21 protein-coding genes are annotated in these 25,816 nt (G+C 70.6%); 4 read left to right on the forward strand and 17 right to left on the reverse strand.

The features are described 5' to 3' along the window. The first annotated feature begins 23 nt into the window (after positions 1-23). Positions 24-239: a hypothetical protein gene (locus BJ975_RS07505; protein ID WP_179424541.1), complete on the forward strand. Its 216-nt coding sequence runs from the start codon at positions 24-26 to the stop codon at positions 237-239. Here the strand turns inward: BJ975_RS07505 and BJ975_RS07510 are convergent. The 4 genes from BJ975_RS07510 to BJ975_RS07525 all read right to left on the reverse strand — a co-directional run bounded on the left by BJ975_RS07510 (position 227) and on the right by BJ975_RS07525 (position 5,287). Continuing rightward, positions 227-1,723, reverse strand: coding sequence for an amidase (locus BJ975_RS07510; RefSeq protein WP_179424542.1), 1,497 nt, complete (start codon positions 1,721-1,723; stop codon positions 227-229). The genes BJ975_RS07505 and BJ975_RS07510 overlap by 13 nt on opposite strands. A gap of 35 nt (positions 1,724-1,758) precedes the next feature. After that, positions 1,759-2,607 carry an alpha/beta fold hydrolase gene (locus BJ975_RS07515; RefSeq protein ID WP_179424543.1) on the reverse strand — a complete coding sequence of 283 codons (849 nt, stop codon included), beginning with the start codon at positions 2,605-2,607 and terminating at the stop codon, positions 1,759-1,761. Positions 2,608-2,677: 70 nt separating this feature from the next. Beyond that, positions 2,678-3,088, reverse strand: a complete 411-nt coding sequence (locus tag BJ975_RS07520) for a DUF7144 family membrane protein (RefSeq protein WP_179424544.1) — start codon at positions 3,086-3,088, stop codon at positions 2,678-2,680. 78 nt (positions 3,089-3,166) lie between these two features. Beyond that, a complete protein-coding gene (locus BJ975_RS07525) occupies positions 3,167-5,287 on the reverse strand; it encodes a DEAD/DEAH box helicase (RefSeq protein ID WP_179424545.1) in 2,121 nt (706 codons plus the stop codon). Between the two features lie 329 nt (positions 5,288-5,616). Between BJ975_RS07525 and BJ975_RS07530 the strand changes: the two genes are divergently transcribed. Continuing rightward, positions 5,617-6,270 (forward strand): hypothetical protein, encoded by a 654-nt coding sequence (locus BJ975_RS07530; protein WP_179424546.1) that lies wholly within the window; start codon positions 5,617-5,619, stop codon positions 6,268-6,270. A gap of 7 nt (positions 6,271-6,277) precedes the next feature. Here the strand turns inward: BJ975_RS07530 and BJ975_RS16730 are convergent, their stop codons facing one another. The 5 genes from BJ975_RS16730 to arsM all read right to left on the reverse strand — a co-directional run bounded on the left by BJ975_RS16730 (position 6,278) and on the right by arsM (position 9,670). Next, entirely contained in the window at positions 6,278-7,057 is a 780-nt protein-coding gene (locus tag BJ975_RS16730; RefSeq protein WP_223303257.1) for a hypothetical protein, read from the reverse strand. 10 nt (positions 7,058-7,067) lie between these two features. Beyond that, positions 7,068-7,244, reverse strand: a complete 177-nt coding sequence (locus tag BJ975_RS07540) for a hypothetical protein (protein ID WP_179424547.1) — start codon at positions 7,242-7,244, stop codon at positions 7,068-7,070. A gap of 160 nt (positions 7,245-7,404) precedes the next feature. Next, positions 7,405-7,839 (reverse strand): arsenate-mycothiol transferase ArsC, encoded by a 435-nt coding sequence (locus BJ975_RS07545; protein ID WP_179424548.1) that lies wholly within the window; start codon positions 7,837-7,839, stop codon positions 7,405-7,407. Beyond that, positions 7,836-8,912 (reverse strand): ACR3 family arsenite efflux transporter, encoded by a 1,077-nt coding sequence (gene arsB / locus BJ975_RS07550; RefSeq protein ID WP_179424549.1) that lies wholly within the window; start codon positions 8,910-8,912, stop codon positions 7,836-7,838. Before arsB ends, BJ975_RS07545 begins: the two co-directional genes overlap by 4 nt. After that, a complete protein-coding gene (gene arsM / locus BJ975_RS07555; protein ID WP_179424550.1) occupies positions 8,909-9,670 on the reverse strand; it encodes an arsenite methyltransferase in 762 nt (253 codons plus the stop codon). Before arsM ends, arsB begins: the two co-directional genes overlap by 4 nt. A 92-nt stretch (positions 9,671-9,762) precedes the next feature. Here arsM and BJ975_RS07560 point away from each other — a divergent pair, with 92 nt between their 5' ends. Beyond that, positions 9,763-10,110, forward strand: coding sequence for an ArsR/SmtB family transcription factor (locus BJ975_RS07560; protein ID WP_179424551.1), 348 nt, complete (start codon positions 9,763-9,765; stop codon positions 10,108-10,110). Here the strand turns inward: BJ975_RS07560 and glgB are convergent. The 8 genes from glgB to malQ form a co-directional block, all read right to left on the reverse strand. Continuing rightward, positions 10,100-12,004, reverse strand: a complete 1,905-nt coding sequence (gene glgB / locus BJ975_RS07565; RefSeq protein WP_317628301.1) for a 1,4-alpha-glucan branching protein GlgB — start codon at positions 12,002-12,004, stop codon at positions 10,100-10,102. The two genes, BJ975_RS07560 and glgB, sit on opposite strands and share 11 nt — an antisense overlap. A 4-nt stretch (positions 12,005-12,008) precedes the next feature. Next, a complete protein-coding gene (locus BJ975_RS07570) occupies positions 12,009-13,412 on the reverse strand; it encodes a maltokinase N-terminal cap-like domain-containing protein (protein WP_179424553.1) in 1,404 nt (467 codons plus the stop codon). Further along, positions 13,409-15,244, reverse strand: a complete 1,836-nt coding sequence (gene treS, locus BJ975_RS07575) for a maltose alpha-D-glucosyltransferase (RefSeq protein ID WP_179424554.1) — start codon at positions 15,242-15,244, stop codon at positions 13,409-13,411. Before treS ends, BJ975_RS07570 begins: the two co-directional genes overlap by 4 nt. A gap of 1 nt (position 15,245) precedes the next feature. Then, positions 15,246-17,222: a maltotransferase domain-containing protein gene (locus BJ975_RS07580; RefSeq protein ID WP_179424555.1), complete on the reverse strand. Its 1,977-nt coding sequence runs from the start codon at positions 17,220-17,222 to the stop codon at positions 15,246-15,248. 100 nt (positions 17,223-17,322) lie between these two features. After that, positions 17,323-18,993: a malto-oligosyltrehalose trehalohydrolase gene (gene treZ, locus BJ975_RS07585; RefSeq protein WP_179424556.1), complete on the reverse strand. Its 1,671-nt coding sequence runs from the start codon at positions 18,991-18,993 to the stop codon at positions 17,323-17,325. After that, on the reverse strand, positions 18,990-21,272 hold the full coding sequence (treY, locus tag BJ975_RS07590; protein ID WP_179424557.1) for a malto-oligosyltrehalose synthase: 2,283 nt from the start codon (positions 21,270-21,272) through the stop codon (positions 18,990-18,992). Before treY ends, treZ begins: the two co-directional genes overlap by 4 nt. Further along, a complete protein-coding gene (gene glgX / locus BJ975_RS07595) occupies positions 21,269-23,380 on the reverse strand; it encodes a glycogen debranching protein GlgX (protein ID WP_179424558.1) in 2,112 nt (703 codons plus the stop codon). The genes treY and glgX overlap by 4 nt, the downstream gene beginning before the upstream one ends. 22 nt (positions 23,381-23,402) lie before the next feature. Then, positions 23,403-25,346 (reverse strand): 4-alpha-glucanotransferase, encoded by a 1,944-nt coding sequence (gene malQ / locus BJ975_RS07600; protein WP_218845761.1) that lies wholly within the window; start codon positions 25,344-25,346, stop codon positions 23,403-23,405. 97 nt (positions 25,347-25,443) lie between these two features. Here malQ and BJ975_RS07605 point away from each other — a divergent pair, with 97 nt between their 5' ends. Beyond that, entirely contained in the window at positions 25,444-25,713 is a 270-nt protein-coding gene (locus BJ975_RS07605) for a hypothetical protein (protein WP_179424559.1), read from the forward strand. Positions 25,714-25,816 lie beyond the last annotated feature (103 nt).

Genomic DNA, 25,816 nt, shown 5'->3' on the forward strand with positions numbered 1-25,816 from the left:
GTCCGGTCTTCGGGAAAGGCGCCATGGATGTCAGCACGTTCCACCTGGCGTTCCTGCTCCCGGCGCTGATGGGGCTCTTCGCGCAGGTCGGCGGCGTGCAGGAGCCGGCGATCTGGCGGATCAGCTCCATCGTCATCGCCGTCGGCGGCTGCGCCACGACCCTGCGCCTGCTCGCGACCGACACCGATCCCGCGCTCCTGGCCATCCGGGTCGGCCAGCAGGCGGCTCAGACACCCTGAGGCACCCGGTCCCACCAGGGCGCCGCGCGTTCGAGCTGCCCGGCGAGCTGAAGAAGGAGCGCGTCGCTGCCGAGCGGGCCGACGAACTGCGCGCCGATCGGCAGTCCGTCAGGCGTCCAGTGCAGCGGCACACTGGTCGCGGGACGACCGGTGAGGTTCGCCAGCTGCGTGTAGGGCACCCAGCCGAGGTTCTCGCTGATCAGCTGGTCGACGATCGGCGTGAACCGCAGGATCGACCCCGCGCGCGCCTTCAGCAGCACCCGCTGCAGCCGCTCGATACGGGCCGGCAGGTCGAAGGCGCCGATCCGCGGCGGCGGCGTGGCGGTGGTCGGCGTGAGCAGCAGGTCGTACTCCTCGTGGAACGCGGCGAGACGACGGACGTGCTCGTGGCGCCCCTCGACGGCGCGCACGTAGTCGGTGGCGCTGGTGGCCCGGCCGAGCGCGGCCATGACGCGCGTGTCGGGCTCGAAGGCGTCCTCGCCGAGACCCGACAGCTCGCGCGCCTCGGCGACGGAGACGGCGCAGTGGACGAACCACGAGGTCAGGAAGTCCTGCGCCAGGCGCGCGTCGTCGACGGGCACCGGGACCTCGACGACCTCGTGTCCCAGCTCGGTCAGGAGCGCGGCCGCGTGCTGGACCGCGGCGCGGGCCTCCGGGTGCGGGTCGGGGTTGATCGAGCTCTGCCACGACATGCCGATGCGCAGGCGCCGCGGCTCCTCGGCGAGCGCGGCGGCGAAGCCCTCGCCCGGCAGCCCGCCGGGCAGGTAGGCCGACACGCTCGTCGAGCCGGAGAGCACGTCGAGCATGGCCGCCGTGTCGCGCACGCTGCGCGAGACGACGCCGTCGGTGGCGGTGCCACCCAAGGGCTCGCCGTGGCTGGGGCCGAACGGAATCACGCCGCGGCTCACCTTCAGGCCGAAGAGTCCGCACGCCGAGGCGGGGATGCGGATCGAGCCGCCGCCGTCGCTCGCGGCCGCGCAGGGGACGATGCCCGCGGCGACCGCGGCCGCGCTGCCGCCGGACGAGCCACCGGGCGTGTGGTCGGTGTTCCACGGATTGCGCGTGGGACCGAAGACGTGCGGCTCGGTGATGCCCTTCGCTCCGAACTCCGGGCTGTTCGTCTTGCCGAAGACGACCAGTCCGGAGTCGATCCAACGCTTCACGACCTCGGCGGTCTCGGCCGCAGGCACGTCACGCAGCGACCGGCTGCCGCCACTGGTCGGGACGCCGGCGAGGTCCTGGTGGAGGTCCTTGAGCAGGAACGGCACGCCGTCGAACGGCCGGCCGCCCTCCGGCTCGGGGCCCGACGCCTGCGGAGGCTCGACGTCCCGCACGATCGCGTTCAGCCGCGGGTTGACCTCGGCCGCGCGGGCGCGCGCCAGCCCGAGCAGCTCCTCGCGCTTGATCTCCCCCGCCCGCACCATCTCGGCGAGCCCGACGGCGTCGCGGCTGCGGTAGTCCTGGAAGTCCTGCGTGGAGGTCATGGCCGTCCCCTCTTCGTGATGGCGATCCTCAGAACCTACCGAGTCAGGAAGTCCACCAGGGCTCGATTGAACTCGTCGGCGTGCGAGACGTTGAGGCCGTGGGGCGCGCCGGGGACGAGGACCAGCTCGCTGTGGGCCACGGCCTCGTGCGTGCGACGTCCGGAGCCCTCGAAGGGCACGATCCCGTCGGCGTCGCCGTGCAGCACGAGAGTCGGGACGGTGATCAGCTTCAAGTCCTCGCGGAAGTCCGAGAGACCGAAGGACTGCATCGCCTCGAGCGCGGCCAGCTGGTCGGCCATGGCCGTCAGGCGCAGCGCGTCCTGCCGCTGCGCCTGCGTCACCAGTACGGGGCCCTCGCCGTTCGCCGCGAAGAACTGGTCCACGAACCCGTCGAAGAACGTCCCGCGGTCGGCCGTCAGCTGGGCGCTCATCTCGGCCGCCTCGGACGGTTCCAGCGGGCCCTGCGGGTTGTTCGGCCCCTTCATCATCATCGGCGGCACCGCGGCGGCGAAGACGACGCTGCGCAGTCGCTCCTCGCCGTGGCGGGCGACGTAGCGCGCGACCTCGCCGCCACCCATCGAGAAGCCGACGAGGGACACGTCCCGCAGGTCGAGCGCCTCGAGCAGGCTGGCGAGGTCGTCGGCGAGCGAGTCGTAGTCGTATCCGGTGCGGGGCTTGTCGCTGCGGCCGAATCCGCGGCGGTCGTAGGTGATCACGCGCAGGCCCGCGTCCGTCAGGGCACCGATCTGCTCGCTCCACGACTCCCCCGACAGCGGCCAGCCGTGGATCAGCACGACCGGCCGTCCCTCACCGCCGTGGTCGTCGACGTGCAGGTCGACGTCCTTGAGTCCGAAGAGTCGCGAGTCCACCGTGATGTCCGCCATGTCGCCTCCTGAGCGATCGGTTGCTCGGTGGAGTACCCACGTGCCCCGGACGCAATCGGCGGCGGGGCGATCACTCGCCGTGGTCGCTCTGGGTCGATACGGCCCAGATCACCGCGACGTTGAAGGCGATCAGCACGATCGACCACAGCGGGTAGTAAGGCATGAAGGCGAACTGGGCGACGATGCCGATCGACGCGATGATGACCGCGCCGATGCGCGCCCAGTTCCGGCTGCCGAGCAACCCCGCACCGACGGCCAGGGCCAGCACGCCCAGCACGACCTGGATCCAGCCCCACGTCGTCAGGTCGAACGCGAAGGCGTACTCGGCGCCGACGACGAAGACCTTGTCCTCGGCGATCGCCGAGAAGCCTTGGATGAGCTGGACGACACCGATGCTCAACAGCATCACCGCCCCGAACCCGACGATCCCCCACGTCCACGCCTGCTTCGCCGAGCCCTCGTACGGCCGTCGATCACTCATGATGTCGTTCCTCTCGGTGGTCCTGTCGGTCACGCTAGGCGCGGCGCCGGGACGAGGAACTCACCCCGCTCGGATGATTCAGGCGGGCGTCAGCGCATCGGTGAGCAACGCCACGAGGGTCTCGAGCTGCAGGTCGGCCGAGTCGGCGATCTCCTCGTCGGAGCCGTCGAGCGCGCGGGCGGCGAGGCCGGCCTTGCTGTCGATGAGCTCGACGATCTTGGTGTCGATCGTGCGCGACGCGACGATGCGCCACGCGGTGACGGGCTCGTCCTGGCCGATGCGGTGGACGCGGTCGATCGCCTGCGTCTGCTCCGCGTCGGTCCACGACAGCTCCGCGAGGACCATGTCGGAGGCGACCTGCAGGTTGACGCCCACGCCGGCGGCCGACAGCGAGCAGACCACCACGGAGACGTCGGGGTCGTTGACGAAGGCGTCGATGCTCTTCTGGCGCGCCGAGGGCGTCTGGTTGCCGCGGATCGACGAGTAGCGCAGGCCGCGCTGCTCGAAGGTCTGCTCGGCCACGTCCATGACGTCGACGTGCTTGGCGAAGAAGACGACCTTGCCGACGCTGTGCGCCAGCTGGGCCGTGTAGTCCGCCGCGAGGCTCGCCTTCGCCTGACCGATCCGCCGCATCATCGTGAAGACGTTCTCCTCGGACTTCGAGGAGTCCTCGCGCTCCGACGCGGCGATCCGGCGCACGAGGTCGTGGTCGATCCCGTCGGTCCTCTCGTCGCGGGCCTCGATGGCGCGCTCGTACCGCGAGACGAGCCGCCGGACGAGCTCGGCCTCGGCCGCCCGGATCGAGCGTCCGGCCTCGTCGTCCAGCTCGACCCGCAGGTCGGCGATGCGGCGGGCCGGGATGTCGGCGGCGACGTCGACCTTGCGGCGCCGCACGATGCCCATGTCGATGACGCGGGAGCGCGCGGCCGGGAAGAAGCCGGGGTCGAGCGGCGTCAGGCCGGTCTCCTCGAGCGCGTGCATCAGCTCGGGACGGGGCTTCTTCTCGTCGATCCAGCCCAGGTACTGCCAGATGGCGCGGAAGTCCTCGATGTCGTTGATCAGCGGCGTGCCGGTCAGGGCCATCAGCAGGGGTCGCGGGGTGCGGGCGCGGATCCGCTCGGAGAGCTGCAGGACGTGCTGCGAGCGCTGCGACGACTTGTTCTTGATGAAGTGCGCCTCGTCGAGGACCATGCCGCGGAAGCCCAGGTCGCCCAGCCAGCCGACGTGGCGGTCGAGCACCTCGTAGTTGACGATGACGATGTCCGCGAAGCCGTCGATCGTGTCGCCGTCGCCGTGGATCACGGTGGCCGCGTGCCGCGGGGTCCAGATGTTCGCCTCGCGCGCCCAGTTGGCCTTCACGACGTTCGGCACGACGACGAGCAGCGGGTAGGCGTTCGCGGCCTGCGCGGCCAGCAGCGACTGGGCGGTCTTGCCGAGTCCGGGCTCGTCGGCCAGCAGGAAGGTCCGGTGTCCGTCCGCTGCCGCGGCGACGAGCTCGGCCTGGTGGCGCATCAGCTCCATGCCCTCGGGGACGGGGACGTCGATGGGCTCCGGCAGATCCATGCACGCAGGGGCGCCGCTGGCGGCGCGCTCGAACGACGAGAGCAGCGGTCCGATCAGCTCCCAGCCGGCCAGCCGGCGCGGCGGCGGCGTGCGACGCTCGACGGTCTCGAACTGCGGGGCGAGGAACGGGTCGGCGAGGCGGCGCGAGATGACCGACTGCGGCACCACCTGACGCGACACGGGCGCCGGGGTGGGGTCCTCCTCGACCGGCTCCTCCGGCTCCTCGGGAGCCTCCATCCCGGCCGCGGCCAGCATGTCCCGCTTGAGGTCCTTGGCGGCGTCGGACACCGCGGCGTCCTCGGCCAGCAGGGACAGCAGCGAGGTGTCGAGGGCGGCCGTCTTCGCGAGGATCGTGCCGATGCCGTCCAGACGCTTGAGCTGCTCGGCCCTCTGGGGCTCGCTCATGCTCGCGTCGGTCTTGATGCGGGTGCGCTCCTCGCGCGCCAGCAGGGCGACGGTCTGGAACTTGGTCCGGTTCGACTGCGTCGCGCGTCCGCGCTGGACGCCCGCCTCGACCTCACGCACGGCGCGCGCGAGCACGGGGATGATGCCCTCGTTCCCGGCGGCGCGTCCGCGCCGCTGGTTGCGGGAACCGGCCCCGGTGGAGCCTGACTGACGTCGGCCTCGAGTGGCCAAGCTTCTCTCCTCTGATCACACGCTGACCACACAGGACGACAGCGCAGCAGGAGCCTGCGAAGGCCCCTGATCGGTTGCTCTGCACGACCAGCGAGCTGAATGAGCGGCCGTCCCGGGCTCGTGGCTGCGCGATGCAGCACCAGAAGACTGGCAACGGGGGAAGCGACGCTCTGACAAGACCAGTTTACGCAGATGGGCGCGCCCGACCCGCAGCACCCGAGCGCGCGCCGCGCTGGCGCTCGCCCGGCGCCGCTGAATTCCCGTGGCGAACGCCGGACACCACGTCCCGCTGACCACTACGGTCACTGGGTGAGTGACAAGACGGCCCGATGCGCGTGAGCCGCGGCATGCATCACCTGAGCATCGGCTTCGTTCCGAACTGGTCGGCCGTGGGCGGCGGATGGTTCGCGACCAAGCCCAGTGGGGCCACGGCTCGGGGCGACCGCAGCGCGCCGCCCTTCATCGCCAGCATCTGGCGTCGCCTGTCGAGCGGCCACGAGCACGCGGGCCTGCCGGACAGCTGCGAGGACCTTACGCCCGTCGTGGACCGGGCGGTGGCGCTGTTGACCGAGTCATACCGCCCGGTGGACTTCGACGAGCTCGATCTGACCCTCGGGTGGACCGACGAGAAGTCGCGGCTGGAGTTCCTCGAGGTCACGAGGCGTCTGGAGACGAGACTGCGGCGCAGGCTCCGTCGTCAATGGACCGTGAGGGTGAGCCCGAGTCCCGGGGTCGTGGAGGTCACTCTCATGGGCGAGTACATGTGCGACTGGCCCCTGTGGACCCACGACGGTCTCAGTGACCCCGACGACTGGACGATGCTCTCCGACGACCTGAAGGAGAAGCTTCGCGCGTGGGCGGTGACGGCGGATCCGGACCACGTGCCCGGACCGGACCCGCTCGTCACCGAGCAGCTGCTCCAGGAGCTGCGGAGCGTGTTGGGAAGCCGTTTCGTGGTCTACGGATTCGACTCCGACGCGTAGACGGTCCTCAGCCGAGGACGGACGCGACGTCGACGGTGCCGTCCGCCTCGTCGATCGCCTTCGCCAGGCTGTCGACATGCTGGTCGTCGAGCGTCAATCCGGCCTCGTCGAGGCCCTTGCGCAACTCGTCGCCGATCGTGCCGCCGGGTGCGCCGTCCTGGTAGGCACCCACGCGGTTCACGACGAACTGGATCGCCTCGAGCTTCTCCGGTGTCAGATCAGTCATGCCCGCGACGCTACGCGAACTCGACGGCTTCGCATCCCGAGCGGAAGTCGGCGCGTGCGGTCGTCCGTCTCGACGCTGCCGCCACCGACTCACTCCGAACCCGAGCCAGAAGATCGGCAGGGCGAAGAAGACCGCAACGATCCCGAACGTCCACATCGCGAACTCCAGCGACTCTCGTCCGCCGTGGACCACGTCCTGGTAGACCTTCGTCTGACGTCCCTCCGGCACCCTGATCACCTCAACCCTCTCGCCCACCTCGTTCCAGTTGCAGACTTCCTCTTCGGTGAACTCGGCCGGCAGCCCGGGCGGAGGATGTTCGGACCTCCACGTGACCTCCCATTTCGGGTCAGAGCGTCCGCGCCCACCCGACGGGCAGTAGCCAGGCCCGGCTTTCTGCCGTTCGATGACCGTGGCCATCTCCCTTGGGCCATCGGCCGACTGTCGGAACTCCCAGTACGAGCCGAGCCCCACCACGACGGCGAACACCAGCCCGAACGCGATCGAGGAGCGAGTGGGCCGATCCTTTCCTGGCCGGAGGAGGTTCCAGATCCTCGATCTCATGGGCGGCGCATCATCCAGGAGACTCAGCTCGCCCGGACTTTCTCGCCAGGGAGCCCCGATGCGCCAGGACGAACGCCACGGCATAGACGACTCCGATCACCGGCATCATCCGCAGCGCGATGAAGATGTAGGCGTTCTCTTCGTCAGCGATCGGCCCGAGAGCGACGTACGCCAGGTAACCGGTCACCAGCGCGGCCGCCCGGCGGCGAGGTACGCCGAGACGACAGCCACGACAGGCACATGCCCGTCCCCAGCCGTCATCGAATCTCCCCCGCCGTCGTCGCGTCACCGGGCCTCGCGGCCGTAGTCAGACTAGGGCCAACGTGCCGAGGCCACGCCGCTTTGGCTCAGGCCAGGACGCTGGGGCCGAGCGGAAGGTCAGGCGCGAGCTCGCCCAGCAGCGCCCGCACCCGAGCGTCGAGGTCGGCGACGATGCGCCGCACGGTCGCCTCGTCCTGTCCGCCCGGGTCGTCGACCGGCCAGTCGCGGTAGGTGACGCCGGGAACGTAGGGGCACTCCTCGCCGCAGCCGAGGGTGATGGCGAGGTCGCTGGCCGCGATCATCTCCCGCGTCAGGTGCTGAGGGTGCTCGCCCGAGGTGTCCAGGCCAAGGGACTCGAGGACGTCGGCGACCTCCGGGTGGATGTGCTCGCCGGGCTGGGTGCCCGCCGACAGCGCGACGACGCGGCCCTGGGCGTAGTGCTCGGTGAGCACCCGGGCCGCGACCGAGCGGCCTCCGTTGCGGACGCAGGCGAAGACGACCTGCGGGACGTGCTCGGTCATGGACTTGCTCCTTCGGTGGTGTCGGGGAACCAGCGACGCGCCCAGAGGCTGACGTACACCAGTCCGACGAGGATGGGAACTTCGATGAGGGGGCCGACGACTCCAGCGAGCGCCTGACCGCTGGTCACGCCGAAGACGCCGATCGCGACGGCGATGGCGAGCTCGAAGTTGTTGCCGGCCGCGGTGAACGCGACCGTGGTGGCGCGCGGGTAGCCCAGTCCGACGGCGCGAGCGAGGGCGAGCGAGCCGGCCCACATGAGCGCGAAGTAGACGACCAGCGGCAGGGCGATGCGAGCGACGTCGAACGGCTGACTCGTGATGGTCTCGCCCTGAAGGGCGAACAGGACGACGATCGTGAACAGCAGCCCGTACAGCGCCCAGGGGCCGAGACGTGGCAGCAGCTCGCGCTCGTACCAGCTCCGGCCCCGGCGGGCCTCACCGATCCGGCGCGTGAGGTAGCCGGCGGCGAGCGGCACGCCGAGGAAGATCAGCACGCTGCGCGCGATCTCCCAGGCGGACACGTCCAGTCCGGTCGTGGACAGGCCCAGCCAGCCGGGCAGGACGTCGAGATAGAACCAGCCCAGACCGGCGAACGCCACGACCTGGAAGACGGAGTTCACCGCGACGAGGACCGCGGCGGCCTCCCGGTCGCCGCAGGCGAGGTCGTTCCAGATGATCACCATGGCGATGCACCGGGCGAGCCCGACGATGATCAGGCCCGTGCGGTACTCCGGCAGGTCGGGGAGGAACAGCCACGCCAGCGCGAACATGAGCGCCGGGCCGATCACCCAGTTGAGCCCGAGTGACAGCGCCATCATGCGGCGGTCGCGGGCGACGTGGCCGACCTCGTCGTAGCGGACCTTCGCCAGCACCGGGTACATCATGACGAGCAGGCCGAGCGCGATCGGCACGGAGATCCCGCCCACCGTCACGGCATCCAGTGCGTCGGCGACGCCCGGCACCGACCTCCCCACCAGGAGCCCGGCCATCATCGCCAGTCCGATCCACACGGGCAGGTAGCGGTCGAGGGTGCCGAGCCGACGCTCGGCCTCGGCCTGTGGAGTCGCGGTCATGCGACAGGCTTGGTGGCGCGGACGATCGCGCCGTGCATGCCGGGGACCGCCTCGTGGGTGAACTCGACCTCGGCGTCGACGAATCCGACCGCGGCGAGCCCCGTGAGGTACTCCTGCTTCGACAGGGCTCCGGCGATGCAGCCGACGTAGGAGCCCCGATCGGCGCGATCGTCGGACGTCAGGTGGTCCTCGGCGACGACGTCGGAGATGCCGATGCGGCCGCCGGGAGCCAGCACGCGGAACATCTCGGCGAGCACCTTCGGCTTGTCCACCGACAGGTTGATGACGCAGTTCGAGATCACCACGTCGACCGAGGCATCGGGCAGCGGGACGTCCTCGATCGTCCCCTTCAGGAACTCGACGTTCGTCGCGGCGGCCTTCTCCGCGTTGGCGCGAGCGAGCTCGAGCATCTCGTCGGTCATGTCGACGCCGTAGGCGAACCCGGTCTCCCCCACCCGGCGGGCCGAGAGCAGCACGTCGATGCCACCGCCCGATCCGAGGTCCAGGACCTTCTCCCCCGCTCGCAGCTCGGCGACCGCCGTGGGGTTGCCGCAGCCGAGGCTCGCCGCGATCGCCTCCGCGGGCAGCACTTCTTGATCGGTGCTGTCGTAGAGCGCGGCGCCGAAGGACTCGTCGACCGTCGCGTCGCCCGTGCAGCAACCGGTCGCTTTGCCTCCCCCGACGGCCGTGGCGGCCTGCGCATAGCGCTGGCGCACCTCGTCGAGCAGCTGTTCCTTCGTGGGCGATGCGCTGGTCATGGCGGACTCCTTCTCATTCGATCGACGGTCATCGATGTATCGAGATTCATCTATCTATCGACGTTTGTCAATACGTCTGCCAGACTGGGGTCATGACCGTCCGCAGTGCCCTCCCCGTCATCGACCAGGTCGACTGCTGCTCCCCCGTCACCGGTGGAGCGCTCGAGGTCGACGAGGCCGAGCACCTCGCGCGCATGTTCAAGGCGTTGGGCGACCCGACGCGCGTCCGACTGCTGTCCCTCATCGCCGCCCAGGCCGAGCGCGAGGCGTGCATCTGCGACCTGACCGAGCCGGTCGGTCTCTCCCAGCCCACGGTCTCCCACCACATGAAGCAGCTCGTGGACGCAGGCCTCGTCGTCCGCGAACAGCGCGGTCGCTGGGCGTTCTACCGGGTCGTCGACGACACCCTGCGCTCGCTCAGCAGCGCCCTCAGGCCTTGACCTCCGGCTGCAGCCACAGCACGCCGCTGGGCGGCAGCTGCAGGAGTGCCGACGCCGGCTGGCCGTGCCACGGCTCGTCGGTGGCCTGTACCGCTCCGAGGTTGCCGACACCCGAGCCGCCGTAGATCTCGGCATCGGTGTTGATCACCTCGGTCCACGTGCCGGGGAGCGGCAGACCCACGCGATAGTCGTGGTGGGGTCCTCCGGAGAAGTTGGCGACGCAGGCCAGCTGCGAGCCGTCCGAGCCGAGGCGCAGGAAGCAGATGACGTTGCCGGCGGTGTCGCTGGCGTCGATCCAGCGGAACCCGTCCGGCGTTGAGTCTGCCGACCACAGCGCGGGGTCCGAGCGGTAGTGCGTATTGAGGTCGGTGACCAGGCGCAGGATGCCCGCGTGCAGCGGATCGTCGAGCGCGGCCCAGTCGAGGGAGCCCGACTCGGCCCATTCGCTCGCCTGGCCGAACTCGCCTCCCATGAAGAGCATCTGCTTGCCCGGGTGGGCCCACATGAAGGCGAGCAGTCCGCGCACCCCGGCCGCCTTGTTCCACTCGTCGCCCGGCATCCGCTGCCAGAGCGACCCCTTGCCGTGCACGACCTCGTCGTGCGACAGCGGCAGGATGAAGTGCTCGCTCCAGGCGTAGTCGATCGAGAACGTCATCTCGCCGTGGTGGTAGGAGCGGTGGATGGGGTCGTGGCCCAGGTACGAGAGCGTGTCGTGCATCCAGCCCATGTTCCACTTGAAGCCGAACCCCAGGCCGCCGCTGCTGGTGGGGCTGCTGACGCCCGGCCACGCGGTGGACTCCTCGGCCACCATGACGACACCGGGATGGTGCTTGTAGACGGTCGCGTTGAGCTCCTGGAGCAGCTGGACGGCCTCGAGGTTCTCGCGTCCCCCGTGCCGGTTGGCCACCCACTCCCCCTCGTTGCGCGAGTAGTCGAGGTAGAGCATCGAGGCGACCGCGTCCACGCGCAGCCCGTCCAGGTGGAACTCCTCCAGCCAGTACAGAGCGTTCGCGACCAGGAAGTTGCGCACCTGCGGGCGCCCGAAGTCGAAGACGTAGGTCCCCCAGTCGGGCTGCTCGCCGCGGCGCGGGTCCGGGTGCTCGTACAGCGGGGTGCCGTCGAAGCGGGCCAGCGCCCACTCGTCGCGCGGGAAGTGGGCCGGAACCCAGTCGACGATGACGCCGAAGCCGCGCCGGTGCAGCTCGTCGACGAACCAGCGGAAGTCGTCCGGCGAGCCGAATCGCGACGTGGGCGCGTAGTAGGACGTGACCTGGTAGCCCCATGATCCCCCGAACGGGTGCTCCGCGATCGGCATGAGCTCGACGTGCGTGAAGCCGGTCTCCGCCAGGTAGTCCGCCAGCGCGCCGGCCAGCTCGCGGTAGTCGAGGCCGGGGCGCCACGAGCCGAGGTGCACCTCGTAGATGCTCATCGGCGCGTCGAGCCACGACGTCGCGTCGCGCTGGGCGATCCAGGTGTCGTCGGACCACGCGTGGCGCGACTCCACCACCACCGAAGCCGTGGCGGGCGGCACCTCCGTGCCGAAGGCCATCGGGTCGGCCTTCTCGCGCCAGTGGCCGTCCGGGCCATGGATGCGGAACTTGTAGCGGGAGCCCTCCCCCATCCCCGGGATGAAGAGGTCCCACACGCCCGAGCCGCCCAGCGGTCGCATGGCGTGCTCGTCACCGTGCCAGCCGTTGACGTCGCCGATGACCTGCACGGCACGCGCGTGCGGCGCCCAGACCGCGAGGCTCGTGCCGCGCACCGGGCCGTCCTCGGAGTCGTGGGTGGTGACGTGGGCGCCGAGGACGTCCCACAGCCGTTCGTGTCGTCCCTCGCCGATCAGGTGCAGGTCCAGCTCTCCGATGGACGGGGGCCACGCAGAGGTCTCGCTCACAGGCTCACTCACCTTCGGTCACGATCCGTGCGATCGATGCCAGCGGCACGGTCAGCCACTCGGGTCGGTTGGCGTGCTCGTACGCGACCTCGTAGACCGCCTTGTCGAGCTCGAGGGCACGCAGCACGTCGGCACTCTCGCGCGGGTCCCGGCCGGCCACCTTGCCGTAGCCGTCGCAGAACGCGTCGCGGTTGCGTCGCGCCCAGGCCATCGCGCCCGCGGCCCGCTCGGGGTCCTCCGGCTGGCCGACGAGCAGCTGCTGCGCGGCGTAGTCGAACGACCGCAGCATCCCGGCGACGTCGCGCAGGGGCGAGGCCAGGGCCGCGCGCTCGGCGTGGCTGGCCGCGGGCTCGCCCTCGAAGTCGAGCAGGAGCCACCCGTGGATCGTCCTCAGGACCTGTCCCAGGTGCAGGTCGCCATGGATGAACTGGGTCGCGATCGGTACGGGCGCGTCCAGGATGCGCTCGAACACGGGGCGCAGGGCATCCGCGTGCTGCGCCAGCTCCGGCACCTGCGCGGACACCCGCTCGAGCCGGCCGAGCATCGAGTCGAGCACGCTGTGGAGCCTGTCCTCACCGACCTCCTCGGTGCCGAGCGCGCGAGCCAGGTCGGCGTGCACCGTCGCGACGGCCTTGCCCAGCCTGTAGGCCTCGCCGGCGAAGTCGCCGCCGGACTCCTCGGGCGGCAGTCCCGTCGGATCGGTCAGGTAGTCGCGCACGCTGGTCGTCGCCATGACCCACCCGTCGGCCGCATCGGGCATGAACCGCTGGAGCATGCCGATCGTGACCTCCTCGCCGTCGACCTCGGCGCTGATCGATCCCAGCGGCTCGGCGATCTGCTCCGAGCCGATCTCGTGCAGGGCGCGATGCAGCACCAGGTCCTTGTTCACACCGGGGACCAGCTTGCGGAAGAGCTTGAGGATGTACTGGCTGCCGTAGACCAGGGACGTGTTGCTCTGCTCGGTCGTGATGGGGTGGGCGCGCAGGCCGGTGGCGAGGTCGGCACCGGACTCGTGCTCGAACGTCAGCGCCTCGACCTGTGCCCCCTCGGCCATGAGGTCGAGCAGGCACGACGTCAGATCGGCATCGCCGCTCGCCTCGTAGCAGGTGAGACCGTCCTCGAGCCCGATCGACGCCGGCGCGGGCACGTTCGGCAGCTGGGACTGGCGACTGCCGATGAGCAGCTGGTACAGCTCGCGACGGTCGTCCTGCTCCACCCGGACCACGAGGTGCAGCAGCAACGGGTCGCCCTCGAGCAGGGTGGTCCACGAGACGGGGTGCACCGCGGTGATCTCGCGGTCCTTGCCGCCGAACCATCGCTGGGTCGGCAGCCAGGCCGGGAGGGCGGCCGCGAGCTGGGCCACCAGCTCGTCACGCGGGACGGTCGGATGCTCGTCCTGTCCGCTCATATCTGGCTCCTCCTCTCGCCCTCGTCGCCGATCTCCACCAGCTGGAACCAGTAGAAGCCGTGACCGGGCAGGGTCAACAGGTAGGGCAGCTCGCCGATGCGCGGGAAGCGCACGCTGCCGGTGAGCTCGACCGGCGTGCAGTCGAGGTGCTCGGAGAGATCGAGCTCCACGGGCTGCGGGAACCTCGACAGGTTGTTGACGCACAGGACCACGTCGAGCCCGCCGTCGGCGCGCTCGTACACGCGCTTGTACGCCAGCACACTGGGGTTGGAGCCGCCGAGGTCGACGAACTCGCCCTCCGCGAACGCCGTGTGCTCCTTGCGCACCGCGATCATCTGGCGCGTCCAGTTGAGCAGCGACGCGGCGTTGCCCTGCTGCGCCTCGACGTTGATCGCCTCGTAGCCGTAGGTGGGGTCCATGATCGGCGGCAGGTAGACGCGGCCCGGGTCCGACCGGGAGAAGCCGGCGTTGCGGTCGGGCGACCACTGCATCGGCGTCCGGACCGCGTCGCGGTCGCCGAGCCAGATGTTGTCGCCCATGCCGATCTCGTCGCCGTAGTAGAGGACCGGCGAGCCGGGCAGGCTCAGCAGCAGTGCCGTGAACAGCTCGAGCTGGTTGCGGTCGTTCTCCAGCAGCGGCGCCAGCCGGCGTCGGATGCCGATGTTGGCCTTCATCCGCGGGTCCGATGCGTACTCGCGGTACATGTAGTCGCGCTCGTCGTCCGTGACCATCTCGAGGGTCAGCTCGTCGTGGTTGCGCAGGAAGATGCCCCACTGCGTGCCGGACGGGATCTGCGGCGTCTGCGCCAGGATCTCCGAGATCGGGAAGCGCGACTCGCGGCGCACCGCCATGAAGATGCGCGGCATCAGCGGGAAGTGGAACGCCATGTGGCACTCGTCGCCGCCGACCGCGGGATCGCCGAAGTACTCGACGACGTCCGCGGGCCACTGGTTGGCCTCGGCGAGCAGGATCCGTCCCGGGTACTCCTCCTCGACCGTCGCCCGGACCCGGCGGAGGTACTCGTGCGTCCGCGGGAGGTTCTCGCAGTTGGTGCCCTCCTCCTCGAACAGGTACGGCACGGCGTCCAGCCGGAAGCCGTCGATCCCGAGATCGAGCCAGAAGCGCAGGGTGTCCAGCATGGCCTCCTGCACCTCCTCGTTCTCGAAGTTGAGATCGGGCTGGTGGCTGAAGAAGCGGTGCCAGAAGAACTGTCCGCGCACCGGATCGTAGGTCCAGTTCGACGACTCGGTGTCGACGAAGATCACGCGCGCGTCGCTGTACGCCGAGTCGTCGTCCCGCCAGACGTAGTAGTCGCCGTAGGGGCCGTCGGGGTCGTTGCGCGACTGCTGGAACCACGGGTGCGCGTCCGAGGTGTGGTTGAGGACCAGGTCGGTGATGACCCGGATGCCCCGCTGGTGGGCCTCCTCGAGGAGGTGGACGAAGTCGTCGACGGTGCCGAACTCGGGCAGCACCGCGCGGAAGTCGCTGATGTCGTAGCCGCCGTCGCGCAGCGGTGAGGCGTAGAACGGCGGCAGCCACAGGCAGTCGACGCCGAGCCACTGGAGGTAGTCGAGCCGGCCGGCCAGGCCGCGCAGGTCGCCCGTGCCGTCGCCGTTGGAGTCGGCGAACGCTCGCACGAGGACCTCGTAGAACACCGCCCGCTTGAACCACTCCGGGTCGTCGGGCGCCTGCTCGGCGTGCGCGAACTCGTCGGCCTGGGGCTCGGTGAGGGTGCCGTCGTCGGCGATCGACTCGCCGGTGTGCGGGGTGTCCTCCAGCCCGACCAGGGCTGCGTCCGGGGCTGTCGTGACGTCGTGGACCTCGTCGTTCACCTCAGGCCCCCTTCCTGGTCAGGCTGATGATGTGGGCGCAGGCGCGCGTGGGGTCGAGTCGCACGTAGTTGGAGTCGCTCCAGTCGTACGTCTCGCCGGTGACCTCGTCGTGGGCGACCAGGTGCTCGCCCGGCTCGAAGCCCAGGCTCGGCAGGTCGAGCCACATCGTGGCCTCCCGCGACTCGTGCGGGTCGAGCGAGACGACGACCACGACGGTGTCGCCGGACTCCGGATCCTGCTTCGAGTAGGCGATCAGGGCCTCGTGGTCGACCTCGTGGAACCGCAGCGTGCGCATCTGCTGCAGCGCGGGGTGCGCGCGACGGATCTCATTGAGCCGCGTGAGCCACGGCTGGAGCGACCGGCCCTCGGCCAGCGCGGCCGCGTAGTCGCGGGGGCGCAGCTGGAACTTCTCCGAGTCGAGGTACTCCTCCTTGCCGGGTCCGAGCGGCTCGTGCTCGTACAGCTCGTAGCCGGAGTAGACGCCCCACGTCGGGGAGAGCGTCGCCGCCAGTGCCGCCCGGAGGGCGAACATGCCGGGGCCGCCGACCTGCAGGTGCTCGGGGAGGATGTCGGGCGTGTTGACGAACAGGTTCGGCCGACCCTCGTCCCACCGGTCCCGGTGGTCCTCGCCGAACTCGATGAGCTCCTGCTTGGTCGTCCGCCACGTGAAGTAGGTGTAGCTCTGGGTGAAGCCGAGCCGCGCGAGCCCCCACAGGCGGGCCGGACGCGTGAACGCCTCGGAGAGGAACAGCACGTCGGGATGCTCGCGCTTGACCTCGTCGATCAGCCACGCCCAGAAGTTCGGCGGCTTGGTGTGCGGGTTGTCGACCCGGAAGATCCGGACCCCGCGCTCGACCCAGTGCAGCGTCACCCGCAGCATCTCGGCGTAGATCGCGTCCGGCGCGTTGTCGAAGTTGAGCGGGTAGATGTCCTGGTACTTCTTCGGCGGGTTCTCCGCGTAGGCGATCGTGCCGTCGGGGAGCGTCGTGAAGAACTCGGGGTGCGCCGCCACCCAAGGGTGGTCCGGCGCGACCTGCAGCGCGAGGTCCAGGGCGACCTCCAGCCCCAGCTCGGTCGCTCGCGCGACGAGGGCGGCGAAGTCCTTCTCCGTGCCGAGCTCGGGGTGGATCGCGTCGTGTCCGCCCTCCGCGGCGCCGATGGCCCAGGGCGAGCCGGGGTCGTCCGGCCCCGGCGTCAGCGTGTTGTTGGGGCCCTTGCGGTTGACGCGGCCGATCGGGTGGATCGGCGGGAAGTACACGACGTCGAAGCCCATCTCGGCGACCCGGTCGAGCTCCTTGGCGGCGGTCGCGAAGGTGCCGTGGACGGGCACGCCCTTCGCGTCCACGCCGCCGGTCGAGCGGGGGAAGAACTCGTACCAGGACCCGTAGGCCGCACGGGTGCGGTCGACCCACACGGTGCGCTCGGGGCCAGTCGTGACGAGCTCGCGGACCGGGTGGTCGTGCATGATCCGGCGGACCTCGTCGGCCAGGGCCGGCCCGGTGCGTGCGCCGAGCGGGAGGCTCGCGTCGCGCAGCGCCGTGGCGGCGCCCTCGAGCGTCGGCCGGTCCTTGGCGCGCTCCTTGCGCGCGGCGACCTCGTCCAGCAGGCGCGCCGCCACCTCGAGATCATTCGCGAGCTCGTCCGCGGTCTGCCCCGCGGCCAGCTTCACCTCGATGGCGTGCACGACGGTGGCCCACGGGTCGCTCCACGCGTCGACGCGGAAGGTCCATAGCCCGACGGAGTCCGGGACGATCACGCCGCCGAACGTGTCCGTGCCCGGGTCCTGCTCGCGCAGGCGGGACGTGCGGTCGCGCCGCGCCCCCGGGCCTCGCCACACGACCTCGGCCGCGACGGCGTCGTGCCCCTCGCGCCACACGGTCGCGGTGACCGGCACGTGCTCTCCCACCACCGCCTTGGACGGATAGGTGCCGTCTCCGGACACCGGCTTCACGTCGTCGATGCCGATTCGAGCTGTCATGCAGTGCACTCCCCCACGCGTAGATGGCTTCGCTCGCCCCACCAACGTTGGTGTACCCCGCGACTGCCCGCAACACGCGGACCCGGCGGTGTGCCGTGGACTACTTCGTCGCGGTGACGGTGAGCCGCTCGTGTTCGAGGACGATCTCGCCCTCCACGGGGGGTGCCACGTCGCCGAACCGGCACGCGACGCGGAAGCGGCCTCGATGCATCACGAGCCACGAGTCGTCGTCCGCCACGTCGACGGTGAAGTCGCTCAGGGACGGGTCCGAGAGCTCGGGGTGCTGCCGTCGCAGCGCGATGAGCGAGCGGTACACGTCGAGCATCCGCGCATGCTCGGGATCGGCGAGCTCGTCCCAGTCGAGGGTGGAACGCTCGACGGTGGCCGGGTCCATCGGATCGGGCACCTCGGACTCGCCCCAGCCGTGCCGCCCGAACTCGCGGCGCCGGCCCGCGCGCACCGCCTCGGCCAGCTCGGGATCGGGGAACGAGGCGAAGAACTGCCACGGCGTCGAGGCCGCCCACTCCTCGCCCATGAAGAGCATCGGCGTGTAGGGCCCGAGCAGCACGATCGCGGCGCCGCACGCCTGGAGATCGGGTGGGAGCGTCGCCGAGATGCGATCCCCCGTGGCGCGGTTGCCGATCTGGTCGTGGTTCTGGAGGTAGGCCAGGAACGACGTGCCGGTGAGCTCGTGGACGTCCACGGGCCTGCCGTGCGTGCGGCCGCGGAACGACGACCGGGTCCCGTCGTGGAAGAACGCGCCGCGCAGCGTCTTGGCGAGGGCTCCCGGCGCGGCGAAGTCGGCGTAGTAGCCGTCGGTCTCGCCGGTCAGTCGCACGTGCAGCGCGTGGTGCAGGTCGTCCGACCACTGGGCGTCCATGCCGAGTCCGTGGCTCGACCTCGGGCGCACCGTGCGAGGGTCGTTCAGGTCGGACTCCGCGACGAGGCTGAGCGGCCGGCCGAGGACGGCCGACATCCGCGCGGTCTCGGTTGACAGCTCCTCCAGGATCGGCATCGCGCGCGTGTCGACCAGGGCGTGGACGGCGTCGAGTCGCAGTGCGTCGACGTGGAACTGCTCGAACCACATCATCGCGTTGTCGACCACGAAGCGGCGGACCTCGTCGGACTGCGGCCCGTCGAGATTGAGCCCCGGCCCCCAGTCGCTCTGACCGGCGAAGTACGGCCCGAATCGGTCGAGGTAGGCGCCGGACGGACCGAGATGGTTGTAGACGACGTCGAGGACGACCCCGAGCCCTCGCGCGTGGCAGGCGTCGACGAGCCGCTTGAAGCCGTCGGGTCCGCCGTAGGGCTCGTGGACGGCGCTCCACAGCACGCCGTCGTAGCCCCAGCCCGCAGTGCCGTCGAACGAGTTGACCGGCAGCATCTCGACCAGGTCGACGCCCAGCTCGACGAGGTGGTCGAGGCGCTCGATCGCGGCGTCGAACGTGCGGCCCGGCGTGAAGGTGCCGACGTGGAGCTCGTAGATCACGGAGCGCTCGAGCGAGCGTCCGGCCCAGTCGTGGTCGGACCACGCGAAGGCATCCTGGTCGTAGACGCGCGAGGCGCCGTGCACGCCGTGCGGCTGCCACGTCGAGCGCGGGTCGGGCAACGGGGTGTCGTCGTCGCCGAGCAGGAAGGCGTACTCGGTCCCGGCGGACGCCTCGACGTCGGCCGTCCACCAGCCGTCGTCAGCCCGTCGCATCTCGTGATCGACGTCGCCGATCCGCACGCGCACCCGCTCGAGGTCGGGACACCAGACCGTGAACGTCATCGGCCGTCTCCCCGGACGAGGAGCGCCATCGGGTAGCGGCCGAGCACGGACGCCACGCGCACCTGCCCGGCGTCGACCGAGGCTCCGGTGAGCGCGTCGGTCCAGGGCCCTTCCGGGAGCTCCAGCGTGGTCTCGCCCCACCCGCCGGCGCGCTCGAGCCCCACGGGCAGTCGGGTCGCCAGCACGACGAGGTCCTCACTGCGTGCGTAAGCCAGCAGGTGGTCGGCCGCAGGACCGTCAGCGGCGAGCGGTCGATAGCCGCGGAAGAGCTCGGGCCGGTCCCGACGCAGACGGAGCGTGCGTCGGACCAGCAGCAGCTTGGCCGTGCCCGACGCGTCGACCTCGGGGAGCTCGCCTTGAGCTCCCCGCTCCAGCAGCTCGCGGCGCAGGCCGTGGTCGACCTCACGTCGGTTGTCCGGATCGACGAGCGAGAAGTCCCACAGCTCGGTGCCCTGGTAGACGTCGGGGACGCCGGGCATCGTCAGCTGGACGAGCTTCTGGCTGAGCGAGTTGGACCATCCCGGCGCCTCGATGCGGGCGACGAACTCGTCGATCTCGCCACCGATCTCGTCACGGACCCTGCGCGGCCACTCCGCCACAGCGTCCTCGAACGGCTCGTCGGGCTCGGTCCAAGTGGTGCGGAGCTTGGACTCCCGCGCCGCCTTGAGCAGGTAGTCGGCGAGCCGCTCGTCGCTGATCGGCCAAACGCCGACGAGCGTCTGCCACGCGAGCAGGTTCAGCGCCGGCTCGTCGAGGCCGCAGCGGTCGGTCCACTCGACGACCTTCCCGGCGAACTCGTCGGCCACCTCGGCAAGCACGGCCAGGCGCGCCCGGGTGTCCTCCGAGCGCTTGGTGTCGTGCGTCGTCAGTGCCGTCATCGCGGTCGGCTGGGACGCCTCGCGTGCGGCGGCGAGCCGGTGGAACTCCTCCACCCCGACGCCCCAGACGTCCGGCGAGCCGCCGACCTCGTTGAGCGCGGCGAAGCGGGTGTACCGGTAGAAGGTCGTGTCCTCCGTTCCCTTGGCCACGACCATCCCGGACGTCTGCTGGATGCGCGTCGCGAGCTCGCCGCCCGGGTCGGCACGGACCTGACGATCGAGGGCCGTGAGCGCGTCGCCGAGGGCGGGACGTCGGAACCGTGCCCTCGCGATCGCCTCGCCCCACGAGGACTCGACCTCGGGGAGGTAGGAGCGGTAGACGCCGAACGCGATCATCGTCTCGGCCACGGCCGCCCGAGCCGCCTCCCCGTCGACCCCCTCGACCAGCCCGGCGATCCGGCGCACCTCGGCGACCAGGATCTTGTCCGTGACCATGCGCCGGGCGTCCTCCTCGACCGCCGCGTAGTCGGTGGGCACGCCGAGCCGGTCGGCCAGGGCGGTGAACGTGGGCTCTCCCGCGGGGTCGAGCAGCACGCCGAACACCTCGCGCATCGCGTCGTAGCCGGTGGTGCCGTCGACCGGCCAGCCGGCGGGCAGGCTCTCCCCCGGATGCAGGATCTTCTCGATCACGATCCAGGCATCGGGTGCGGCCTCCCGCAAGCGCCGCACGTATCCGCCGGGGTCGGCGAGTCCGTCGGGGTGGTCGACCCGCAGTCCCGTGACGTCGCCGCGCTCGACCCAGCGCAGGATCTCCCGATGGGCCTGCTCGAACACCTCGGGGCGCTCGACGGTCACCGCGGCGAGCGTCGTGATGTCGAAGAACCGGCGGTAGGTGAGCTCGGCGTTGCCGCGGCGCCAGTCGACCAGCTCGTAGTGCTGGCGGGCGTGCACCTCCTGCGGCGTCCCGTGGCCGGTGCCGGCGGCCAACGGGAAGCGGTGGTCGAAGTAGGTCAGGTGGTCGCCCTCGACCGACAGCTGCGCGACGTCCGCGTCACTCGCGAGGATCGGCACGAGGATGCGCCCGCGCGACCAGTCGATGTCGAAGTGGTGGGCGTACGGGGACGCCTCTCCCTCGCGCAGCACGCTGAGCCACCACGGGTTCGCCTCGGGCACCTCGACCGACATGTGGTTCGGCACGATGTCGACGACGACGCCGAGGCCAGCCTCGCGCGCGGCGTCCACGAGGTCGCGGAAGGCGCGCTCGCCGCCGAGCTCGTCGCGCAGTCGCTCGGGGTCGACGACGTCGTATCCGTGGGTCGATCCCGGCGTCGCCTCCAGCACCGGGGACAGGTACAGCGCTCCCACGCCCATCGTCGCCAGCTGGACCACCAGCCCGCGCGCGTCGTCGAAGCCGAACCCGGGCCGCAGCTGCAGCCGGTACGTCGACGACGGTGCGGTCATGAGCCGACTCGTTGCAGCACCACGAGCGAACGCGGCGGAGCCGTGAAGCTGGCGAGGGCGCTGAGCGTCTCGGCACCCGGCTGCTCGACCGAGCCGGTCGAGCTGTCCACGACGACCTTCCATCCGGAGCCGTAGTCCTCGGGTGGGAGGGTGAACTCCGCCGGCTCGCTGTGGGCGTTGAACGCCAGCACGAACGAGTCGTCGGTGACCCGCATGCCGCGCGCGTCGCGGTCGGCGATCGCGTCACCGTTCAAGAACACCGCGATGGACTTGCCGAGCTCGTCCTCCCAGTTCTGCTCCTCCATCTCGTCTCCGGAGGGGGTGAACCACTCGATGTCCCGCAGCTCGTCGGCCTTGCGGACCGGCTTGCCCTCGAAGAACCGCCGGCGACGGAAGATCGGGTGACGCTGGCGGAAGGCCGCCAGCGCGGAGGTGAACTCCAGCAGCGCGCGCTCCTCCGCACGCGAGTCCCAGTCGACCCAGCTGACCTCGTTGTCCTGGCAGTACACGTTGTTGTTCCCGCCCTGGGACCGGCCGAGCTCGTCCCCGTGCAGGATCATCGGCACGCCCTGGGACAGCAGGAGGGTCGCCATCAGGTTGCGGCGCTGGCGGCGACGCAGCTCGAGGACCTCCTCGTCGTCGGTCGGCCCCTCGACGCCGCAGTTCCACGACCGGTTGTCGTCGGCACCGTCACGGCCGTCCTCGCCGTTCGCCTCGTTGTGCTTGTCGTTGTAGGTCACGAGGTCGTTGAGGGTGAACCCGTCGTGCGCCGTGACGAAGTTGATCGAGGCGTACGGCCGCCGGCCGTTGTCCTGGTAGAGGTCGGACGATCCGGCGATGCGGGAGGCGAACTCGCCCAGCGTCGCGGGCTCCCCGCGCCAGAAGTCGCGCACGGTGTCGCGATAGAGGCCGTTCCACTCCGACCACAACGGCGGGAAGTTGCCGACCTGGTAGCCGCCGGGACCGACGTCCCAAGGCTCGGCGATGAGCTTGACCTGGCTGACCACCGGGTCCTGCTGGACGAGCTCGAAGAACGTCGCGAGCTTGTCGACGTCGTAGAACTCGCGGGCGAGGGTCGCGGCGAGGTCGAAGCGGAAGCCGTCCACGTGCATCTCGGTGACCCAGTAGCGGAGCGAGTCCATGATGAGCTGCAGCGTGTGCGGGTGACGCACGTTCAGCGAGTTGCCGGTGCCGGTGTAGTCCATGTAGTGCTGCTCGTCGCCCTCGACGAGCCGGTAGTAGGCGCAGTTGTCGATGCCGCGCATCGACAGGGTCGGTCCGAGGTGGTTGCCCTCCCCCGTGTGGTTGTAGACGACGTCGAGGATGACCTCGATGTCGGCCTGGTGCAGCGCCCGCACCATGCCCTTGAACTCCTCCACCTGGCGGCCCGGGTGGGCGGCGTAGTCCGCGTGCGGCGCGAAGAAGCCGATCGTGTTGTAGCCCCAGTAGTTCGTCAGGCCCTTCTCGACCAGGTAGTGGTCGTTCAGGAACTGGTGCACGGGCAGCAGCTCGATCGCGGTCACGCCGATCGACTTCAGGTGCTCGACGATGGACGGATGCGCGATGCCGGCGTACGTGCCACGCAGGGACTCCGGGACGTCGGGGTGCGTCATCGTCAGGCCCTTGACGTGGGCCTCGTAGATCAGCGACTCGTTGTACGGCGTCCGCGGCAGCCGGTCGTTCGCCCAGTCGAAGTAGGGGTTGATGACGATCGAGTACGGCACGTGTCCCGCCGAGTCGTCCTCGTTCATCTGCTCGGGGTCGTCCAGGTCGTACGCGAACAACGATCGGTCCCACTGGACCGGTCCCGAGATCGCCTTGGCGTACGGGTCGATCAGCAGCTTGGCGGGGTTGCAGCGGAAACCGCGCTCGGGGTCGTACGGGCCGTGCACCCGGAAGCCGTAGCGCTGTCCCGGCGCGACGCCGAGCAGGAACCCGTGGTGGACGAAGCCGTCGACCTCCTCGAGGCGGACGCGTGTCTCGTTGCCGGACTCGTCGAACAGGCAGAGCTCGACGAACTCGGCCGACTCGGAGAAGACGGCGAAGTTGGTGCCGGTCCCGTCGAACGTCGCGCCGAGCGGGTAAGCCGATCCGGGCCAGGGCTGCACAGGTTCTCCTCGATGGGTTGAGTCACACGGACGGCCGCGAGGCCTGTAGGGGGGCAATGCTTGCACGTACCCGGTGGTCGGCGAAGAACTCGTCGAGGCCCATCGGGAGCCGGATCCGCCAGTTGGGATACTCGTCGACCGTGCCGGGAAGATTGGGCTGCTGGACCTGGCCCGCGGCGTCGGCCGGTGAGCTGAGGACCAGGCGGGACGCGGCACGGGCGATCACCGCGTGGAGCGCGACGACGGGATCGTCCTCGTCGATGCCCTCGGCGCGGAGCAGGTCGAGCATGGCTGCACGATCGGCCGCGGCCTCGGCGTAGGCCTCCTCTGCCGACCCGGCCAGCAGGCCGAGCTCGGCCTGCACGCGGACGCGCTCGTCCCGGAGCCAGCCGGTGGCGGTGGGGAGGTCATGGGTGCTGATGCTGGCCATCGTCTCGGGTTCCCACTGCTCCGGCGGCACGTGAGGCTGGCCGGGCGCCTCCCAGTCGCGCTCGAACCAGAGCACGGCCGAGCTCAGCATCCCGCGCTCGTGCATCGTCTCGGTGACCACGTCCTCGACGGTCCCGAGATCCTCGCCCACCACGATGGCGCCGGCTCTCCACGCCTCCAGGGCCAGGATGCCCAGCATGACGTCCGCGTCGTAGTGGACGTAGGTGCCGCGGTGGGCCGGCTCGCCCGGCGGGATCCACCACAGTCGCCAGAGTCCGGCGATGTGATCGACACGGATGCCGTCGGCGTGGCGCAGGACGCTGCGGATGACGTCGCGGAAGGGCGCGTAGCCCGAGGCGGCGAGCCGGTCCGGGCGCCATGGGGGCAGCCCCCAGTCCTGGCCGAGCGGGTTGAAGGCGTCGGCCGGACACCCCACCCGGACGTCGGAGGCGAAGGCGTCCTGCTGCGCCCAGGCGTCCGCGCCGCCCGGATCCACGCCGACCGGCAGGTCGTGCACGATCCCGACGGCCATGCCCGCGTCGTGGGCGGCCGCGCGCGCCGTGTCGAGCTGCTCCCGGCACAACTCTTGGAGCCATGCATGGAAGGCGATGCGATCGGCGAGCGAGTCCTGCGCCTCGGCCACGGCGTCCCCGGCCGGGTCCCGCAGTGCCTCCGGCCACTCGCGCCAGTCGGCCCCGTGCAGCTCCGCCAGGGCCGAGAAGGTGGCGAACGCCCTCAGGTCAGGGTCGATCTGCTCCTGGTTCGGCGGTCGGGTCGCCCAGAGCAGCTCGAGAGCGTCCAGCTTCGCGGTCCAGACCTCGTCGTAGTCGATCAGCTCCGTCCTGGAGTCGGGCCTGAGCGCCAGCACGTCCCGCCGGGTCGTCTCGTCCGCTTCGAGGAACGCCGCCGTCTCGGTGACCCGGAGGTAGAGCGGGTTGGCGTAGCGCCGGCTGGACGGGGAGTAGGGCGACCGCTGCAGCGGCTTCGAGGGCACGAATGCCTGAACCGGGTTGACGAGCAGCACCCCAGCGCCCTGCTCGGTGCCGGCGCGCCGGGCCATCTCGGCGAGGTCGCCGTAGTCCCCCATGCCCCAGGACCGGTCGCTGCTCAGCGAGTACAGCTGCAGCATCCAGCCCCAGGTCCGCGGCACCTCGGGCATGCGGCTCGGCGCGACGATCAGGGTCACGTCCTGGGTGTCCGTCATCAGTCGGTGCCACCCCAGCGGCAGGTCGGAGAGGCGCTCCACGCGTGACGAGGTGCCGTCCTCGAGCACCAGCGTCGCCGGGACATCCAGCTCGCGTGTGGCGCCGTCGGTCATCACGATCGTCGGCGGGAGGGCGGCCTGCGCCTCCCTCTGGCGCACCGCCTCGAGCTCACGCCGGATCGCCTCCGGGCCGCTCGCGTCGACGCCGAGCTGGGCCAGGACCGCCACGACGATGTCGTCGTCCACCTGCACCATCTGGCGATCGGAGCCACGGAACGACGTGGCGACGTGGTGCGCGGCCGCCAGGTCGGCCAGCCCGCGGGAGGTCGTCACCCGTCAAGCATGGTCGGCTTCGACGGCCGCCGCCAACCGAGGAGTGCGGCTTCCGACTCCCCGACCGGATAGAGTCCGGCCATCGATCGAGGAGAAGATGCTCGTGTTCACCCAGCGTCATGACTCACGTCCCGCACTCCAACAGGCCTTGGACGCAGCCTCCGGGCTGAAGCCCGGTTCCTGGGCCAGCGTCGAGGCACTGTCCATGCTGGCCGTCGAGGCGAGAGCCCATGGACGTCCCGAGGCGGACGACCTGTACGCGACCGCACGGAAGGCCGCGCAGGGCCTGAAGCACGGGTCGGTCGAGAGCGTGCGGGCCCTCACCTGGCTGGCCCGAGCCGAACGCGATCCGGGGCGCACCCCCTGATCACCGGGGTCGCCGGAGAGGGCCGTCAGCTCGAGGACACCGAGTGACTTTCACTCCACGGTGAGGTCCGGCGCCCGAGACGTGCCGCTGGCGGCTGACGGAG

The organism is Aeromicrobium tamlense (assembly GCF_013408555.1).
GTDB classification, from domain to species: Bacteria; Actinomycetota; Actinomycetes; order Propionibacteriales; family Nocardioidaceae; genus Aeromicrobium; species Aeromicrobium tamlense.

Coding starts and splice junctions, on each gene's coding strand:
- BJ975_RS07505 (WP_179424541.1), top strand. CDS start 24: ATGGATGTCAGCACGTTCCACCTGGCGTTCCTGCTCCCGGCGCTGATG.
- BJ975_RS07510 (WP_179424542.1), bottom strand. CDS start 1,723: ATGACCTCCACGCAGGACTTCCAGGACTACCGCAGCCGCGACGCCGTC.
- BJ975_RS07515 (WP_179424543.1), bottom strand. CDS start 2,607: ATGGCGGACATCACGGTGGACTCGCGACTCTTCGGACTCAAGGACGTC.
- BJ975_RS07520 (WP_179424544.1), bottom strand. CDS start 3,088: ATGAGTGATCGACGGCCGTACGAGGGCTCGGCGAAGCAGGCGTGGACG.
- BJ975_RS07530 (WP_179424546.1), top strand. CDS start 5,617: ATGCGCGTGAGCCGCGGCATGCATCACCTGAGCATCGGCTTCGTTCCG.
- BJ975_RS16730 (WP_223303257.1), bottom strand. CDS start 7,057: ATGAGATCGAGGATCTGGAACCTCCTCCGGCCAGGAAAGGATCGGCCC.
- BJ975_RS07545 (WP_179424548.1), bottom strand. CDS start 7,839: ATGACCGAGCACGTCCCGCAGGTCGTCTTCGCCTGCGTCCGCAACGGA.
- arsB (WP_179424549.1), bottom strand. CDS start 8,912: ATGACCGCGACTCCACAGGCCGAGGCCGAGCGTCGGCTCGGCACCCTC.
- arsM (WP_179424550.1), bottom strand. CDS start 9,670: ATGACCAGCGCATCGCCCACGAAGGAACAGCTGCTCGACGAGGTGCGC.
- BJ975_RS07560 (WP_179424551.1), top strand. CDS start 9,763: ATGACCGTCCGCAGTGCCCTCCCCGTCATCGACCAGGTCGACTGCTGC.
- BJ975_RS07570 (WP_179424553.1), bottom strand. CDS start 13,412: ATGAGCGGACAGGACGAGCATCCGACCGTCCCGCGTGACGAGCTGGTG.
- BJ975_RS07580 (WP_179424555.1), bottom strand. CDS start 17,222: ATGACAGCTCGAATCGGCATCGACGACGTGAAGCCGGTGTCCGGAGAC.
- treZ (WP_179424556.1), bottom strand. CDS start 18,993: ATGACGTTCACGGTCTGGTGTCCCGACCTCGAGCGGGTGCGCGTGCGG.
- treY (WP_179424557.1), bottom strand. CDS start 21,272: ATGACCGCACCGTCGTCGACGTACCGGCTGCAGCTGCGGCCCGGGTTC.
- BJ975_RS07605 (WP_179424559.1), top strand. CDS start 25,444: ATGCTCGTGTTCACCCAGCGTCATGACTCACGTCCCGCACTCCAACAG.